The sequence below is a fragment of the Kribbella sp. NPDC104740 genome (assembly GCF_055583505.1).
Window position 1 is genome coordinate 68,815 of the sequence record NZ_JBVJNV010000008.1, and the last position, 14,327, is coordinate 83,141.

The 14,327-nt window shown below is 69.2% G+C and carries 15 protein-coding genes; 3 read left to right on the top strand and 12 right to left on the bottom strand.

The genetic code is table 11. The annotated features are described in order from the left end of the window. The first annotated feature begins 53 nt into the window (after positions 1-53). The gene (locus tag ACZ6Z4_RS32935) at positions 54-578 is read left to right on the top strand and encodes a hypothetical protein (RefSeq protein ID WP_465573629.1); all 525 of its coding nucleotides are present in this window, start codon (positions 54-56) and stop codon (positions 576-578) included. A gap of 3 nt (positions 579-581) precedes the next feature. On the opposite strand, the gene dusB is transcribed toward ACZ6Z4_RS32935, so the two are convergent. The 6 genes from dusB to ACZ6Z4_RS32965 form a co-directional block, all read right to left on the bottom strand. Then, positions 582-1,703: a tRNA dihydrouridine synthase DusB gene (gene dusB / locus ACZ6Z4_RS32940; RefSeq protein ID WP_465573632.1), complete on the bottom strand. Its 1,122-nt coding sequence runs from the start codon at positions 1,701-1,703 to the stop codon at positions 582-584. 3 nt (positions 1,704-1,706) lie between these two features. Beyond that, positions 1,707-2,261 (bottom strand): hypothetical protein, encoded by a 555-nt coding sequence (locus ACZ6Z4_RS32945; protein WP_465573635.1) that lies wholly within the window; start codon positions 2,259-2,261, stop codon positions 1,707-1,709. Between the two features lie 107 nt (positions 2,262-2,368). Further along, positions 2,369-3,754 carry a glycine--tRNA ligase gene (locus ACZ6Z4_RS32950; protein ID WP_465573641.1) on the bottom strand — a complete coding sequence of 462 codons (1,386 nt, stop codon included), beginning with the start codon at positions 3,752-3,754 and terminating at the stop codon, positions 2,369-2,371. A gap of 90 nt (positions 3,755-3,844) precedes the next feature. Further along, entirely contained in the window at positions 3,845-4,153 is a 309-nt protein-coding gene (locus tag ACZ6Z4_RS32955; protein ID WP_465573644.1) for an antibiotic biosynthesis monooxygenase family protein, read from the bottom strand. Between the two features lie 143 nt (positions 4,154-4,296). Beyond that, complete coding sequence (locus ACZ6Z4_RS32960) at positions 4,297-5,034, bottom strand: hypothetical protein (protein ID WP_465573646.1); 738 nt, start codon at positions 5,032-5,034, stop codon at positions 4,297-4,299. A 95-nt stretch (positions 5,035-5,129) separates the two neighbouring features. Further along, the gene (locus tag ACZ6Z4_RS32965; RefSeq protein WP_465573650.1) at positions 5,130-5,633 is read right to left on the bottom strand and encodes a hypothetical protein; all 504 of its coding nucleotides are present in this window, start codon (positions 5,631-5,633) and stop codon (positions 5,130-5,132) included. Between the two features lie 77 nt (positions 5,634-5,710). Between ACZ6Z4_RS32965 and ACZ6Z4_RS32970 the strand changes: the two genes are divergently transcribed. After that, positions 5,711-6,019 (top strand): DUF6703 family protein, encoded by a 309-nt coding sequence (locus tag ACZ6Z4_RS32970; protein ID WP_363674685.1) that lies wholly within the window; start codon positions 5,711-5,713, stop codon positions 6,017-6,019. Here the strand turns inward: ACZ6Z4_RS32970 and ACZ6Z4_RS32975 are convergent. The 3 genes from ACZ6Z4_RS32975 to ACZ6Z4_RS32985 all read right to left on the bottom strand — a co-directional run bounded on the left by ACZ6Z4_RS32975 (position 6,016) and on the right by ACZ6Z4_RS32985 (position 9,744). Then, positions 6,016-6,594, bottom strand: coding sequence for a DUF305 domain-containing protein (locus tag ACZ6Z4_RS32975; RefSeq protein WP_465573658.1), 579 nt, complete (start codon positions 6,592-6,594; stop codon positions 6,016-6,018). The two genes, ACZ6Z4_RS32970 and ACZ6Z4_RS32975, sit on opposite strands and share 4 nt — an antisense overlap. 160 nt (positions 6,595-6,754) lie before the next feature. Further along, entirely contained in the window at positions 6,755-8,017 is a 1,263-nt protein-coding gene (locus tag ACZ6Z4_RS32980; RefSeq protein WP_465573661.1) for a DUF1996 domain-containing protein, read from the bottom strand. Then, positions 8,014-9,744, bottom strand: a complete 1,731-nt coding sequence (locus ACZ6Z4_RS32985) for a discoidin domain-containing protein (RefSeq protein WP_465573664.1) — start codon at positions 9,742-9,744, stop codon at positions 8,014-8,016. The genes ACZ6Z4_RS32980 and ACZ6Z4_RS32985 overlap by 4 nt, the downstream gene beginning before the upstream one ends. 219 nt (positions 9,745-9,963) lie before the next feature. Between ACZ6Z4_RS32985 and ACZ6Z4_RS32990 the strand changes: the two genes are divergently transcribed. Further along, positions 9,964-10,959 (top strand): LacI family DNA-binding transcriptional regulator, encoded by a 996-nt coding sequence (locus tag ACZ6Z4_RS32990; protein WP_465573667.1) that lies wholly within the window; start codon positions 9,964-9,966, stop codon positions 10,957-10,959. Here ACZ6Z4_RS32990 and ACZ6Z4_RS32995 read toward each other — a convergent pair. Genes ACZ6Z4_RS32995 through ACZ6Z4_RS33005 form a run of 3 tightly spaced genes read right to left on the bottom strand, consistent with a single transcriptional unit; the run spans position 10,951 to position 14,314 of the window. Continuing rightward, the gene (locus ACZ6Z4_RS32995; protein WP_465573670.1) at positions 10,951-12,321 is read right to left on the bottom strand and encodes an alkaline phosphatase family protein; all 1,371 of its coding nucleotides are present in this window, start codon (positions 12,319-12,321) and stop codon (positions 10,951-10,953) included. The two genes, ACZ6Z4_RS32990 and ACZ6Z4_RS32995, sit on opposite strands and share 9 nt — an antisense overlap. Then, complete coding sequence (eboE, locus tag ACZ6Z4_RS33000; RefSeq protein WP_465573673.1) at positions 12,318-13,466, bottom strand: metabolite traffic protein EboE; 1,149 nt, start codon at positions 13,464-13,466, stop codon at positions 12,318-12,320. Before eboE ends, ACZ6Z4_RS32995 begins: the two co-directional genes overlap by 4 nt. Beyond that, positions 13,463-14,314 (bottom strand): TatD family hydrolase, encoded by an 852-nt coding sequence (locus ACZ6Z4_RS33005; protein ID WP_465573676.1) that lies wholly within the window; start codon positions 14,312-14,314, stop codon positions 13,463-13,465. Before ACZ6Z4_RS33005 ends, eboE begins: the two co-directional genes overlap by 4 nt. Positions 14,315-14,327: the final 13 nt, after the last annotated feature.

A 14,327-nucleotide genomic window follows, 5' to 3' on the forward strand; every position in this document is an offset into this window, starting at 1 on the left:
GAACCGCGGACGTCGTACAGAGCAACACCACCACTACGGGGAGAACAACCACCATGCTGAAGTCCGCTGTCCTGGTCGCCGGCTGCACGCTGACCGCCCTCGCGCTCACCGCCTGCGGCGGCTCCGACCCGAAGGCCACCAACGCCGCCGCGACCCCGACTCCGACTGCGTCCACCCTCGGCCCCGACGGCTACGGCAAACTGAAGCTCGGCATGACCGTCGACCAGGCCAAGGCCACCGGCGAGCTCGGCACCAGGAAGTCCGGCGACAACTGCGAGGGCTACGACCTGAAGTCCCACCCGACCGACGCCGACACCGTCGGCGTCTACTTCTCCAAGACCCACGGCCTGGTCGCCATCTTCGCCAAGGACACCATGGCCACCCCCGAAGGCATCAAACTCGGCTCCACCGTAGACCAGCTGAAAACCGCCTACCCCAAGGCCGCCACCTCGGAAAACGGCATCACGGTCGACGTCCCCGGCAGCACCACCGCGTACTACACCGCCGGCACCACCGAAGACACCAAGTCCATCGCAGAACTCGGCCTCTCCACCAAAAACCAGGACTGCTTCGGCTGACGGTCAGCCGCCTGAGACACCGATCTCGGCGTCCGCCAGGTCGGTGTTCAGGCCGTTAGTGTCGTCTAGCCAGCCGTGGGGTAGGACGACGTGGTCTCGTGGGGAGCCCTGGCGGCCTCGGGGGGCGCCTAGTTCGGCGACGGGGAAGGGGGCGGAGGGGTCGAGTTGGGTGAGGAGCTCGTCCAGGTGGGTGAGGGAGTCGACCATTCCGAGGGCGGCGCGGAGTTCGCCGCCGGCGGGGAAGCCCTTCAGGTACCAGGGGACGTGTTTGCGGAAGTCTCGGAGGCCTCGTTGTTCGCCCATCAGGGCGGCTAGGAGTTCGCCGTGGCGGCGCATGACCGTGGTGACCTCGCCGAGGGTGGGGAGGTTGAGGGCCTCTCCGCCGGCGAAGGCTACGGCCAGGTCGCGGAAGAGCCAGGGGCGGCCGAGGCAGCCGCGGCCGACGATGACGCCGGCGCAGCCGGTTTCGGTGACCATGCGCAGCGCGTCGGAGGCTTCCCAGATGTCGCCGTTGCCGAGGACGGGGATGTTGACGTGCTCGACGAGTTCGGCGATCTTCGTCCAGTCGGCTTGGCCGGAGTAGGCCTGTGCCGCGGTGCGGCCGTGCAGGCCGATCGCGGCGGCGCCGGACTCCTCGGCGATGCGGCCGGCGTCGAGGTAGGTCTGGTGCGCGGAGTCGATCCCGATCCGGGTCTTCATCGTCACCGGTACGTCGTACGGCGTGGCCGCCTTCACCGCCGACTGCAGGATCGCGCCGAGCAGGTTGCGCTTCCACGGCAGTGCGGCGCCGCCGCCCTTGCGGGTCACCTTCGGGACCGGGCAGCCGAAGTTCAGGTCGACGTGGGCGACGCCGTACTCGGAGCAGAGCAGGTCGACCGCGCGGCCGACGTACACGGGATCGACGCCGTACAACTGCACCGAGCGGACCGTCTCGCGCTCGTCGAAGGTGAGCATGTCGAGCGACTTCGGGTCACCCTCGACGATGCCGCGGGAGGTGATCATCTCGCACACGTACAGCCCGGCGCCCTGCTCGGCGCACAGCCGCCGGTACGCCGCGTTGGTGATCCCGGCCATCGGCGCGAGCACGACGGGGGTGTCGATGGTGAGGTTGCCGAGCTTGAGCATCACTTACGCCTTGGCCACCAGGACCTGGCCGTTGCCGGAGATCTGGGCACGGTAGGGCTGCACCGCGTTGTCCACGGTGGTCACGTCGCAGGCGATGCCCTGCGCGGTGTGCTTGACGACGGTCACGTCATCCATTGTGCAGGTCACCTTCGCGGCGCCCGACGCCGCCCGCTGCACAGCGTCCACGACCTTCGGCTTGACGATCGCCACCGACTCCGACGTGAACTTGTACGACGCGCTGTACTGCTTGGCGTCGACGGTGAGCTGACCGGTGAAGGTCTTGCCCGCGTAGTTGACCGTGCAGGTGAGCGTGTGGTTGCCGGGCTTGTCGGCGTTCTCGATGCCCGGACAGGTCACCTTGGTGCTCGCGGCGCGGCCGGCGGCGACCTGGACCTGCTTGGCGATCGCGAACCGGATCCGGTTCGCCAGCGGGGCGTCGGCGTCCGGCGTATCGGTGACCTTCGGCGTCGGCCACGGCTTCGACGGCGTCGGCAGCGGGGTCAGCGAGGGCGTCGACGCGGTGGGGATGGGCGCGCTGGAGGGACCGGACGACGGCACGGACGGAGACGGAGTGCTCCCGGCCTGGTCGTCGGACGGAGAGTCTGAACAACCGGCAACCAGCAGTACAGACACAGCAGCAACACCCAGCACCCGGAAGAACATGCTCAGCAACCCACCAGACGCTGGGCCAGGTACCCAGTGACCTCGGTCAGGGCGACCCGCTCCTGCTTCATCGAGTCCCGCTCGCGGATCGTCACCGCGTGGTCCTCGAGGGTGTCGAAGTCGACGGTGATGCAGTACGGCGTACCGATCTCGTCCTGGCGGCGGTAGCGGCGCCCGATCGCGCCCGCGTCGTCGAAGTCGACGTTCCAGGCCTGGCGCAGCTCGGCGGCCAGGTCCTTCGCCTTCGGGGACAGGTCGGCGTTGCGCGACAGCGGCAGCACCGCCGCCTTGACCGGCGCGAGCCGCGGGTCGAAGCGCAGCACGGTGCGCTTGTCGACGCCGCCCTTGGCGTTCGGCGCCTCGTCCTCGGTGTAGGCGTCGAGCAGGAAGGCCAGCACGTTCCGGGTCAGGCCGGCGGCCGGCTCGATCACGTACGGCGTCCAGCGCTCACCCTTCTCCTGGTCGAAGTACGACAGGTCGGCACCGGAGTGCTTCGAGTGCGTCGACAGGTCGAAGTCGGTGCGGTTCGCGATGCCCTCGAGCTCGTCGAAGTCCTTGCCGCCGAAGTTGAACTTGTACTCGATGTCGACCGTGCGCTTGCTGTAGTGGCTGAGCTTCTCCTTCGGGTGCTCGTAGAAGCGCATGTTGTCGGGGTTCAGACCGAGGCCGGTGTACCAGTCCCAGCGGGTCTTCAGCCAGTACTCGTGCCAGTCCTCGTCCGAGCCCGGCGCGACGAAGAACTCCATCTCCATCTGCTCGAACTCCCGGGTCCGGAAGATGAAGTTGCCCGGGGTGATCTCGTTACGGAAGCTCTTGCCGACCTGCGCGATCCCGAACGGCGGCTTCTTGCGCGCCGTGCCCATCACGTTCGCGAAGTTGATGAAGATGCCCTGGGCGGTCTCCGGGCGCAGGTAGTGCAGCCCCTCCTCGGACTCGACCGGGCCGAGGTAGGTCTTGAGCAGCCCGTTGAACATCCGCGGCTCGGTGAAGGTGCCCTTGTTGCCGCAGTTCGGGCAGGCGATCTCGTCGAGCTTGACGTCGTCGGCGTCCTTGTTCTTGCGCCGCGCGTAGTCCTCGCGCAGGTGGTCGTCGCGGAACCGCTTGTGGCAGGACTGGCACTCGGTCAGCGGGTCGACGAACTCCGACAGGTGCCCGGAGGCCTCCCAGACCTTGGTCGGCAGGATCACCGAGGAGTCGAGGCCGACGACGTCGTCACGGCTGGTCACCATCGCACGCCACCACTGGTTGCGGATGTTGTTCTTCAGCTCGATCCCGAGCGGTCCGTAGTCCCACGCCGACCGGGTGCCGCCGTAGATCTCGCCGCACGGGTAGACGAAGCCCCGGCGCTTGCTGAGGCTGACGACGGCATCGACGGTATCCACGGGCACTTTTCGACTCCAGTAATGACACAGGTGGTGGAACGGAAGGGTCCAGGCTAACGGCCCGGGGTCCTCCACGTCGCATCCGCAAGGTACCTGCTACGGCAGCTGCCCGAGCCCACCGAACGCGTCCTCCAGCGACTCGTACGCCGTCGGCTCGTCGATCGCCTCCGACAGCAACGGCACCGCCACCATCTTCACCTCGTACGGCGACAGCGCGCGCCGGTAACTCCCGACGTTCAGCCATTCCATGGTCAACGCCAGCAGCTCCGGGTCGTCCACGTTCCGCCCGGTGCGAGCGGCGACGAAGCCTTTCTGGCGCCCCAACACCTCCACCGCGGCTGCGAGCCGTTCGGCGAACTCGAGTTGGGCGGCTTCGGGCACGCGGAACCTGATCACGACGAACACCTGGTCAGCCTAGGCGGTCGCGCTCCGCGCGTCGGACTGGCCATCCGGTGATGATGCCTCAGCTCCTCAGCACCCGCTGGGAGGTGCCTCCCCCGACCGCGGAGAAGCACATGGAACGGGCCGTTGCCCTGAGTAGCTCCCACTCATCTCCCCCGCTCAGGCCAGCCGGTGCCGCCGGGGGTTCCGACCTGTCGTCCCGCTCCGGTCGCACGCCGTGGTGAGCCGGTCTGCGCCGCAGCGCGGCCTCCAGGGGCAAACCCCGGCGAACTCGTCAGCACCTCGCCGCGGCCCCCGGCGGCGCCAGGTGCGCGTGGCTGCCGGGATGCTCCCCGCAGTGGTCGCGACGAGGCCAGCGGCCGTTGCCCGGACCACGCGTGCGCGATTGCACGCCTGGTGTCCAGCTCCGCCTGGCGCTGGGCCTGACTGCCGCGTTCGCCCGGCGCCCGGTCGCCGAAGCGGTTGAGGCCAGGTTGCCGGTCCGACAGGTGTCGGTGCAGGCGGGCACAGACGTGCGCGTAGACGTTGCCCGCACCGTGCCGCGGTTTGACCGCCAGCAGCTCCCGGCGCGGCCGCTCCCCAGGCGACGCGGGACCGAGCTCGCGGAACACGAGCCGATGCCCGGCCTTGGCCTGCGGATCCGCCTGGACGTAGGCGGTCACGCAGTCGCGCAGATCTCCCTTGCCTGGGTCGTACCCCAGCGCGTGATGCCCGTCGGTCAGCCCCGACCATAGCTCCTCGACCAGCCGCAGGACCTCGCGATACAGATGCAGATGTCGTGCTGGATCCGCCTTCGCCGCCGCCCGGAGCAGCAGCACGTCGCGCTCGAACTCCGGCGCCGCCACGAGCACATAGCCCTGAGGACGCTCCGGGACTGCCGACACCACGGCGCTTCAGCCGCAGCCCGACGAGGGAGGCGACGTACGGCGCACGCGCCATGGCAAGGTGCGGCGCACCGCGACGGCCGGCAGATGCGATCTCACCGGTCGTCCTCCTTCGACTGCCGCTCGGCGCGGATGTCGCGCAGTACTTCCTGGGTGAACGGGTCGTCCGCGGCGAACTCGTCGAGGTCGAACGGCTTGCTGGTCGGCAACGGCTCAGTCGCGTACGTGCGCTGGGTCGGGTCGTCGACCACGCCGGCAGGCGGCTGGTCGTCGCCTCGGAGGGTTCTGTACGCCGCAGTAGAGAGGAGGACGGCCTCAGACTGACCGTTGTCGCCCCAGAGAACGGCGGTGTCGGGATGGGCCCGGAGGGATTGCAGCACAGCGGGTAAGTGAGCTGCCAAATCGTGGACGCTCAAAGGCTCGTCGTTCGCTTGGAGCTTCGACTCGCCGTCGAGGTCTTCGAACTCGTCGTGGGTGAGGACGACCGCCTCCGGTACCCCGTCGCCGATGCTGAAGGCGCGGGTCTGGCCCGCGCGGAAGCGGGTGAGGACATCAGGGAGGTCGGCGCGGAAGGTGGCGGTGGAGGGGAGGTCGGTCATGCAGAGAAAGTATCTGTTCGGGTGCGGTGGGGGCGGGAGTTTTCCACAGGGGTGGGGGGTGCTGGAACAATGGGCTCATGAGTTCCTCCAGCAGTCAGCCGGTCAGTTCGCTTCGGCAGCGGGTGACGAAGGCCAGTTACCCGTTCGTGGCGAAGCTGCATGCGATGCCGAAGCTGACGTTGCCGGGGATCACCCTGGTGCTGGCGCTGGTCGGAGTGTTCGCTCCGGTTCCGGCGGCGGTGCCGGCGTTGATTCTGCTGGCGTTGTTGCTGAGCTGGCTCGGGTTCCTGTCGTGGCCGGTGGTGACCACCGGGCAGCGGGCGATCCGGGTGTTCGCGGTGCTGGTGATTCTGTTGTTCGCGGTGTCGCGGATCGCCGGTAGTTAACTCAGCGCGGCCAGCTGCTTCAGCTGCGCCGCTCGCCCGGTGATGATCTTCTGGGCGAGTTTCTTGCCCTCGGGGTTCTTGCCGGCGGTGCCGATGCTCTGCGCCAGGATCACCGTCTGCTGCAGGTGTTCCTTGAGGTTCTTGCCGAAGTCCTGGTCGAAGGCCGGGCCGGAGAGCTTGCCGAGGGCATCGATTTCGGGCTCGGTCATCATCCCGGGCATGTCGTGGCCCTCGTGCGGGTTGCGCACCGGGAGCCGCGAGCGGGTCCGCAAAGCGTTGAACTGCGCGACCTCCGCGCGGTGCCCGGCAGCGACCTGACCCGCGAACGCCCGTACGGCGGGACTCCCGGACGAAGCAGCCAGGTCCAGGACGCGCAGCAGTTGGTCGTCCATCGGGATCATCAGCTCGATCCAGGCCAGGTCCGTGGCGTTGAACGACGGGTCGATGTCCCACTCGGTCTCGGTGACCGTCGGCGTCGGAGCAGCAACCGAAGCCGAAGGACCAGGCGCCGCAGCCACCGACGAACCACAACCGGCGAGAACGACGAGCAGCACAGCACAAGCGAGAGCCTTCATCGCAAAGCTCCTCCGGGGGGCGGCGGTGGCACAGAGCGTGCTGGGAAGCGTACAGACAGTGCCGGGAGAAATACAGAGGGAGTTGTCGAAAAAGAGGCCGGGCGGGTCCTGGGACGGGGAACCCGCCCGGCAGCCAGCGGATCACGGGCAAGTCAGCGGATCACGGGTGCCCGTTGGCCCCGCACTTGATGATCGGGCGGATGCAGTCGTTGACGCGCCGCGCCATCTCCCCCACCGGCCAGGCGTTGAAGAAGTCACCGTGCATCGTGAAGCCACCACCCGACGCCAGCCGGAAGCCGGCCGTCGGCCCGTTCACCGGGTACCGGAGCACCTGCCGCAGCTTCGGCACCGGCACCGGGTGGGTCGACGGGCAGTCCCCGTTGACCGGGTAGGACATGTGGCTCTTGTGGTCCGGCGAGTCCAGGTCGCGCCCGTTCCAGCACTGCGGGAAGTCCAGGTACGACTCCAGCATCGACCCGGCCGGGCAGTTGATGAAGTCGTGCCCGGCGCCGGCGTCACCGGCGTGCAGGCAGGACCAGCGCGAGATGGTGTTGTCGCTCGGCCCGGTCGCCTTCGCGTTGCCGGCCACGATCCGCAGCCCGAACGGCAGCGGCTGGGTCCGCGCGATCACGTCGTCGCGCACGCCCTCACCCAGGTAGTAGAAGGTCGTCCCGGTCGGTTCGACCGGCTGGTTGTTCACGTACAGCGTGGGCACCCAGTACGACGACTTGTCCTCCGCCGGGTTGCACGACGTCGGCGAGTTCACCAGGTCGTCGACGGTGGTGTTGGCGTTCGTCACGGTCGCACCGAAGAAGCTGTGCATGTGCGACGCCCCGGGCAGGTTCGGGAACACGATCGGGTCGTCGGGCAGCCGGTGCGTGTACGGGCAGTCGGCGAGGAACTCGGCGACCCGCACGATCGGCCCGCCGGCCGGCGTCCCGCCGTACACCTGGAACTCGAACAGCGACGCGCCCCACTGGGTCGCCCGCTGCGTGACGAGCACCCGCACGTACCGGCCGGTGCCGGTGACGGTCAGGTTCTGCTCGCCGCCGGTGCCGTTGGCCACGCTGTGCACGGTCGCCCAGCTCGACGTGTCGGCCGAGGTCTGGATCGAGAAGCCCCGCGCGTACGCCGCCTCCCACTTCAGGACGACGCGGTTGAAGGTCTGGCTCGACCCGAGGTCGACCTGCAGCCACTGGTTGTCCGCGAACCCGGACGCCCAGCGTGTCCCGCCGTCACCGTCGACGGCGGCAGCGGCCGGGAAGGCGCCGCTCTCGACCGACGACGCGACGACCGGACGCCCCTGCGACAGCAGCGTTTCCGCTGCCGCCGCCGGACGACCGACGACGACCAGGTACGCACCGAGCAGGGCCAGCAAGCTCGTGAACAGAGCACCGAGCCGGAAACTCCGACGCGCGGTCACTTGTACACCCGCACGTAGTCGACCAGCATCCGCGCCGGCAACGGCGTCTGCGCGTTCGGCGGACCGGGGAAGTCGCCCCCGACGGCCAGGTTGAGGATCAGGTAGAACGGGTGGTCGAAGATCCACGGCCCGCGGGTCGCCTCGAGCTGGGCCTTGTCGACGACGAACACCGTGGTCCCGTCGACCTGGTAGGTGATCGACGTGCTGTTCCAGAGCATCGTCCAGGTGTGGAAGTCGTTCGAGAAGTCGGCGCCGCCGGGCAGCCCGTACGTCCCGCCGTACCCACCGGCACCGTTGTACGCCGGTGCGTGCAGCGTCGAGTAGCCCTTGGTGGTCTCGCGGCCGAGGATCTCGACGATGTCGATCTCACCGTTGTACGGCCAGGGGCGACCGGTCAGGAAGTCGGCGCCCATCATCCAGAACGCCGGCCACAGCCCGTTGCCCTTCGGCACCTTGATCCGGGCCTCGACCTTGCCGTACGTCGTACTGAACTTGCCGCCGCTGTTCATCCGCGCCGATGTGTACTGGCACGTTCCGCTGCCGGTGACCGGGTCGATCGGGCAGGCCGATCCGGGCGTCACCTCACGCCGCGCCTCCAGCACCAGGTTGCCCTGGCCGTCCATCTGGGTGTTGTTGTGGTTGGTGTAGACCTGCAGCTCGTTGTTCTGACCGGTGCCCGGGTCGGCGGACCACTTCGCGGCGTCCGGCTTCGCGCCGTTCGGTCCGTTGAACTCGTCGGACCAGATCAGCTGCGGGTTCGGCGACGGATCGGCCGGCGGGGTCGGCGGCGTGTTCGGCGCGCCGCCGGTGCCGTAGACCTGGAACTCCCACAGCGAGTACCCGTACGGCGTGTTGCGCTGCGTGCCGTACATCCGGACGTAGCGCCCGGTGCCGGTGATGTTCAGCGTCTCCTTGAACCCGGGCCCGTTGGCGGTCCCGTAGATCTTGGTCCAGTTCACGTTGTCGTTCGACGTCTGCACCTCGTAGGACTTGGCCGAGGCCGGGTCCCACTGCAGGACGACCTTGTCGATCTGCGCGGTGGCGCCGAGGTCGACCGAGATCCAGCCCGGGTCGACCCAGCCGGAGTCGGTCGCGGTCGCCCAGCGGCTGGCCGGGTCGAGGTCGAACGCGCGGGCCGGCGTGCACTCCCAGCAGTTCGGGTCGTGCTGCTGGGTCGAGGCGGCGCCGGTCTTGCCGTACGACAGCAGCTTGCTGGTCGGGCCGGGACCGCCACCAGTGGTCCCGAACACCTTGAACTCCCACAGCGAGACACCCCACTGGGTGGCGCGCGCGGTGCTGTAGAGCCGGACGTAGCGGCCGTTGCCGTTGACATCCAGCGTCTGGTTGCCACCGGCACCGGTCGTGGTGCTGTAGACCTGCGCCCAGTTGTTGCCGTCGGCCGAGGTCTCGATCTGGAAGCCGGTCGAGTACGCCGCCTCCCAGCTGAGCGCGACCTGGCTGATGGTGGCGGTCTGGCCGAGGTCGACCTGGATCCACTGCGGGTCGCCGAACGCGCTCGACCAGCGGGTACCGGGGTCGCCGTCGACGGCGGCGGAGGCGGGGAAGGCGACGTTCTCGGCGGACGACGCGGTGACGGTCTTGCCTTGGGACAGCAGCGGGTCGGCGGCCTCGGCGGGCGGCGCGACCAGGAGTGCGGCGACGAAACTGGCGGCGACAGCGGCCGCGGCGGCGACTTTGAGACGCGACGGTCTCCGGGACAAGCGCATGGGCATCTCCAGGGGCGGGCAGGAGGGTCGGGGAACGTTCCCCGAGTCTGAGAGTTGCGCGCTCAGGGAACGGTGTCAAGAGTTCAGCGTGATCGAGCCAGTACGGCGCGCAGCCGCTTGACAGGCCTCCGGGCGGCCGGGATGCTCGTGCGTGGGGAACGCTCCCCGGTGCACTCGGGGACCGTGGCACCGACGAACGCCTGACAGGTAGGGGGTGCCGTGCGACGACCCACGCTGCATGCCGTCGCGGCCCGGGCCGGGGTGTCGAAGTCGAGCGTGTCCCGGGTGATCAACGGCGAGCCGAGCGTCGCGCCGGAGATCCGGCAGATCGTGATGGCCGCGGTCACCGAGCTCGGCTACGTGCCGAACGGCGCCGCCCGCAACCTGGTCACCCAGAAGACCAACACGATCGCGATCATCGTCTCCGATCCCCCGGCCGGCCTGGTGTCCGACGACCCGATGTTCGCGATGGTCGTCCGCGCCGCGAGCCGCGCGCTGGAGGCCGCGGGCAAACAAGTGTCGCTGGTGCTGGCCGGGTCCGACGAGAGCCGTCAGCGCGTCGAGCAGTACCTGGCCGCCGGGCACGTCGACGGCGCCATGCTGGTCTCGATGGACGGCGCCGATCCGCTGCCCGCCGTCCTGGCGCGGACCGGGCTGCCGATCGTCTCGCACGGGCGGCTGGCGACGCCGGGGTTGATGCCGTGGGTCGACAACGACAACCTCGGCGGCGCGACCAAGGCCGTGCAACATTTGCTCGACCAGGGCCGGCAGCGGATCGCGACGATCTCCGGCCCGCTGGACATGACCGCGGCGCAGGACCGGTTGACGGCGTACCGGGAGACGCTGAAGGACACCGGGCGGCGCTCGATCGTTGCCCTCGGCGACTTCACGCGGATCTCCGGCGCCGAGGCGATGCGGCAACTGCTGGCCGACGATCCCCAGCTGGACGCGGTGTTCGCGGCCAACGACCTGATGGCGATCGGTGCCCTGCGCACCTTGCGTGAGGCCGGGCGGCGAGTGCCCGACGACGTCGCGGTGATCGGCTTCGACGACATCGAGGCCGCGCTCTACACGGCGCCCGCGCTGACCACCGTGCGCAGCCCGATGGGCGAGCAGGCCGCGCAGACGACGCGCCTCCTGCTCGACCTGATCGCCCACGGCAGTGCCGACTCGGTCACGCTGCCGACCGAGATCGTGGTCCGCGAATCAGCCTAGTTCTGCTGCCTTCAGCAGCAGGTCCCGCACAGCGGTCGCCGCCACCGGTCCCTCACCGTCCACCAGCGTCGCGTCACTGCTCAGGAACACCGGCCCGTCCTCGACCGACGCCGGCAGCCGCCCGTGCGACCCGCGCACGATCGACGGATCCAGCGGCACCACCGACATCGCGTACCGCAGCCCGAGCTTCTTCTTCAGCAGGTACGACGCCGCCCGCGGCTTCACGAACCGGTCCGCCGGGTCGAAGAACAGCTCCGCCGGGTCGTAGCCGGGCTTGCGATGGATCTCCACACCCCGCGCGAAGTCCGGCGCCCGCGCGTCGTCCAGCCAGTAGTAATAGGTGAGCCAGGCATCGGGTTCAGCCACGACCACCAGCTCCCCCGACCGCTCGTGGTCGAGCCCGTAGCGCTTCTTGCCCTCGGCATCGAGCACCTCGGCGACGCCCGAGATCCCGGCCAGCAGCTTGCCGACGGCCTCGAGATCCGCCGAGTCCTTCACATACACATGAGCGATCTGATGGTCGGCGACGGCGAACGCCCGCGAGGTCCACGGATCCAGATACTCCATCCCGTCCTGCGTGTGCACCTCCAGCAACCCCTCGGCCCGCAGCACCCGGTTGACGTCCACCGGCCGCGCGACGTCGGTGATCCCGTACTCCGACAGCACGATCACCGTCGCGCCGCGGGCCTCCGCGTCGTCGAGCAGCGGAGCCAGGACGGCGTCCAGCTCGATCGCGGCCCGGTCCGCCTCGACCGACGACGCGCCGTACCGCTGCAGGTCGTAGTCGAGATGCGGCACGTACGTGAGCAACAGATCGGGGTTGTCCTCGGCAAGGATCTGCCGCGAGGCGGCAACGATCCACCGGCTCGACTTGATGCTTGCGGTCGGCCCCCAGTAGTTGAACAGCGGGAAGTCGCCGAGCTTCGAGGTCAGCCGGTCGTGCAGCTCGACCGGCCGCGTGTAGCAGTCCGGCGCCTTGCGCCCGTCGGCGTAGTAGATCGGCCGCGGCGTCACCAGCAGGTCCGTCTCCGCACCCATCGCGTACCACCAGCACACGTTTGCCACCTTGTACGCCGGGTTGCTGCGCCGCGCGACGTCCCACACCTTCTCGCCCTGCACCAGCCGGTTGTGCTGTCGCCACAGGAACACCTCGCCGAGGTCCCGGAAGTACCAGCCGTTGCCGACAACACCGTGTTCGGACGGCAGCTCGCCGGTCAGGAACGTCGCTTGCGCCGAGCAAGTGACCGCCGGCAGCACGGTCTCCAGGTTCCTGGCCAACGGCAACGATCTCAACCGCGGCATCTTTCGGAGCAACCGAGGCGTCAACCCGACAACATCCAGAACGACCACCTGCTTGGTCATTTGACCTCCTCCAGGCCCAAAGCAACAATCCGGTCGCGCAGCCAGGCCAGCTCGGCAGCGATGCCTTCGGCAAGTTCCTGCTGGTTCGTCGGTCCGTTGGGCAGCACCGACCAGGTGTAGGTCTCCGACTCCAGGTGTTGCGTCAACGGGTGCGCGCCGCCGACCAGATGCCGCAGCGAGTCCTCCAGCACGTCCGTCGTGCTCGTCAGAGGTGCGCGTGGAGCAGCGTGCACGGGCACGTGGAAGTGCACCCGCCACGGCGCGTGCCCCGACAGCTGGTCGATCGAGTCCAGGTTGTCGACGCCCGGGCCGCCCCACTCGCGGGTCTGGTGCAGGAACTTCGGCTCCGCGAACTCGTCGAGGAGCCGGCGCGCTTCGGCGTCGCCGGGGTCGGGAACATGCAGCGCCGCCGACACCTGGCTCTTCACGACCTCGACACCGGCCACGTCCAGCGTCGCGAACGTCGCGCCTGGGTCCTCGAACTGGACCGCCAGGTGGCAGGTGTCCAGACACAGCCCGATCCGCGCCGGACCGGCGTACGGGGTGAGCCAGTGAGTGGCCTGCGGGACCATCTCGAGCACGCAGCCCGGTTCGGGCTCGACGGCGATGCGGATGCGGCGGCCGGTGTTGGTCTCGACCTGCGCGAGCCGGACCTGGACCCGGTCGAACGCCGCGCGCGCGAGCGCGTCCTGCTCGCGCGACCACGGGTGCCGCCAGGCCAGCGGCAGCGTCGAGATCGACCCGTACGCCGCGTCGCGCGGCATCAGCTTGGCCAGCACCTCGATCAGGTCGAGGGTGTAGCGCAGCCGCTCGGGCTCGGTCCAGTCGGGCTTGTAGACCTTCTTGCCGACGACCCGGTCGTGGAACCCGGCGTACGGGAAGCCGTTCAGCGTGACGACCTCGAGGCCGTTGCGGTCGAGGGCGCGGCGCAGGCGGTTGAGCGCGACCAGTGAGTTCGCGAGCCGGTCGGCGAGGCTGTGCGCGAGCCAGAGCCCGACGCCGAGGACCGGAACGCCGAGCTCCTTGCGGACCAGCGACGCGCAGCCGTCGAGCTGGGCGATCACGCCTTCGAGATCCTCGGCCGGGTGCACGTTCGTGCAGTACGCGAGGTGGACGAGCGAACCGTCGGGGTGCCGGAACCTCATGCGCGCGCTCCCCGCAGGATCGAGTTGCCCGCGAACGTGTCGGCGGCCGGCGTACCGGTCAGGTCGAGGCGGCCGGACTGGCCGTAGAACGCGACCGGGTTACGCCAGAGCACCTGGTCGACGTCGTCGTCGGTGAAGCCCGCGGCGAGCATCGCCTGCCCGGTCGCGTAGGTACGCAGCGGGTCGGACTTGCCCCAGTCGGCGGCGGAGTTGACCAGGATCCGCTCGGTGCCGAACTGCTGCAGGATCACCACCATCCGGTCCGGGTCCATCTTGGTGTCGGGATAGATCGAGAAGCCCATCCAGCAGCCGGAGTCGGCGACCTCCTGCACGGTCACCTCGTTCAGGTGGTCGACGACCACGCGCTCGGCCGGTACGCCGGACTCGCGGACGACGGCGAGCGTGCGCGTCGTACCGGCGGCCTTGTCGCGGTGCGGGGTGTGCACGAGGACCGGCAGGTCGAAGCGCTTGGCCAGCTCCAGCTGGGTCGCGAAGACCTCGTCCTCCTCCGGCGTCATCGAGTCGTAGCCGACCTCGCCGACCGCGACGACCCCGTCCTTCGCGAGGTACCGGGGCAGCACGTCGAGCACCTCGCGGCAGCGCGGGTCGTTGGCCTCCTTCGGGTTCAGCGCGATCGTGCAGTGGTGCTTGATGCCGTACTGCGACGCCCGGAACGGCTCCCAGCCGATCAGCGCGTCGAAGTAGTCGACGAACGAGCCGACGCTGGTCCGCGGCTGCCCGAGCCAGAACGCGGGCTCGACCAGAGCCTGGACGCCGTGGGCGGCGAGCGCCGCGTAGTCGTCGGTGGTCCGGGACGTCATATGGATGTGCGGATCGAAGATGCGCATGGTCCAGTCACCT

What these genes read in the sequence shown, in the direction of transcription:
- ACZ6Z4_RS32935 (WP_465573629.1), top strand. Translation starts at nt 54, where the DNA reads ATGCTGAAGTCCGCTGTCCTGGTCGCCGGCTGCACGCTGACCGCCCTC.
- dusB (WP_465573632.1), bottom strand. Translation starts at nt 1,703, where the DNA reads ATGCTCAAGCTCGGCAACCTCACCATCGACACCCCCGTCGTGCTCGCG.
- ACZ6Z4_RS32965 (WP_465573650.1), bottom strand. Translation starts at nt 5,633, where the DNA reads ATGACCGACCTCCCCTCCACCGCCACCTTCCGCGCCGACCTCCCTGAT.
- ACZ6Z4_RS32970 (WP_363674685.1), top strand. Translation starts at nt 5,711, where the DNA reads ATGAGTTCCTCCAGCAGTCAGCCGGTCAGTTCGCTTCGGCAGCGGGTG.
- ACZ6Z4_RS32975 (WP_465573658.1), bottom strand. Translation starts at nt 6,594, where the DNA reads ATGAAGGCTCTCGCTTGTGCTGTGCTGCTCGTCGTTCTCGCCGGTTGT.
- ACZ6Z4_RS32985 (WP_465573664.1), bottom strand. Translation starts at nt 9,744, where the DNA reads ATGCGCTTGTCCCGGAGACCGTCGCGTCTCAAAGTCGCCGCCGCGGCC.
- ACZ6Z4_RS32995 (WP_465573670.1), bottom strand. Translation starts at nt 12,321, where the DNA reads ATGACCAAGCAGGTGGTCGTTCTGGATGTTGTCGGGTTGACGCCTCGG.
- eboE (WP_465573673.1), bottom strand. Translation starts at nt 13,466, where the DNA reads ATGAGGTTCCGGCACCCCGACGGTTCGCTCGTCCACCTCGCGTACTGC.
- ACZ6Z4_RS33005 (WP_465573676.1), bottom strand. Translation starts at nt 14,314, where the DNA reads ATGCGCATCTTCGATCCGCACATCCATATGACGTCCCGGACCACCGAC.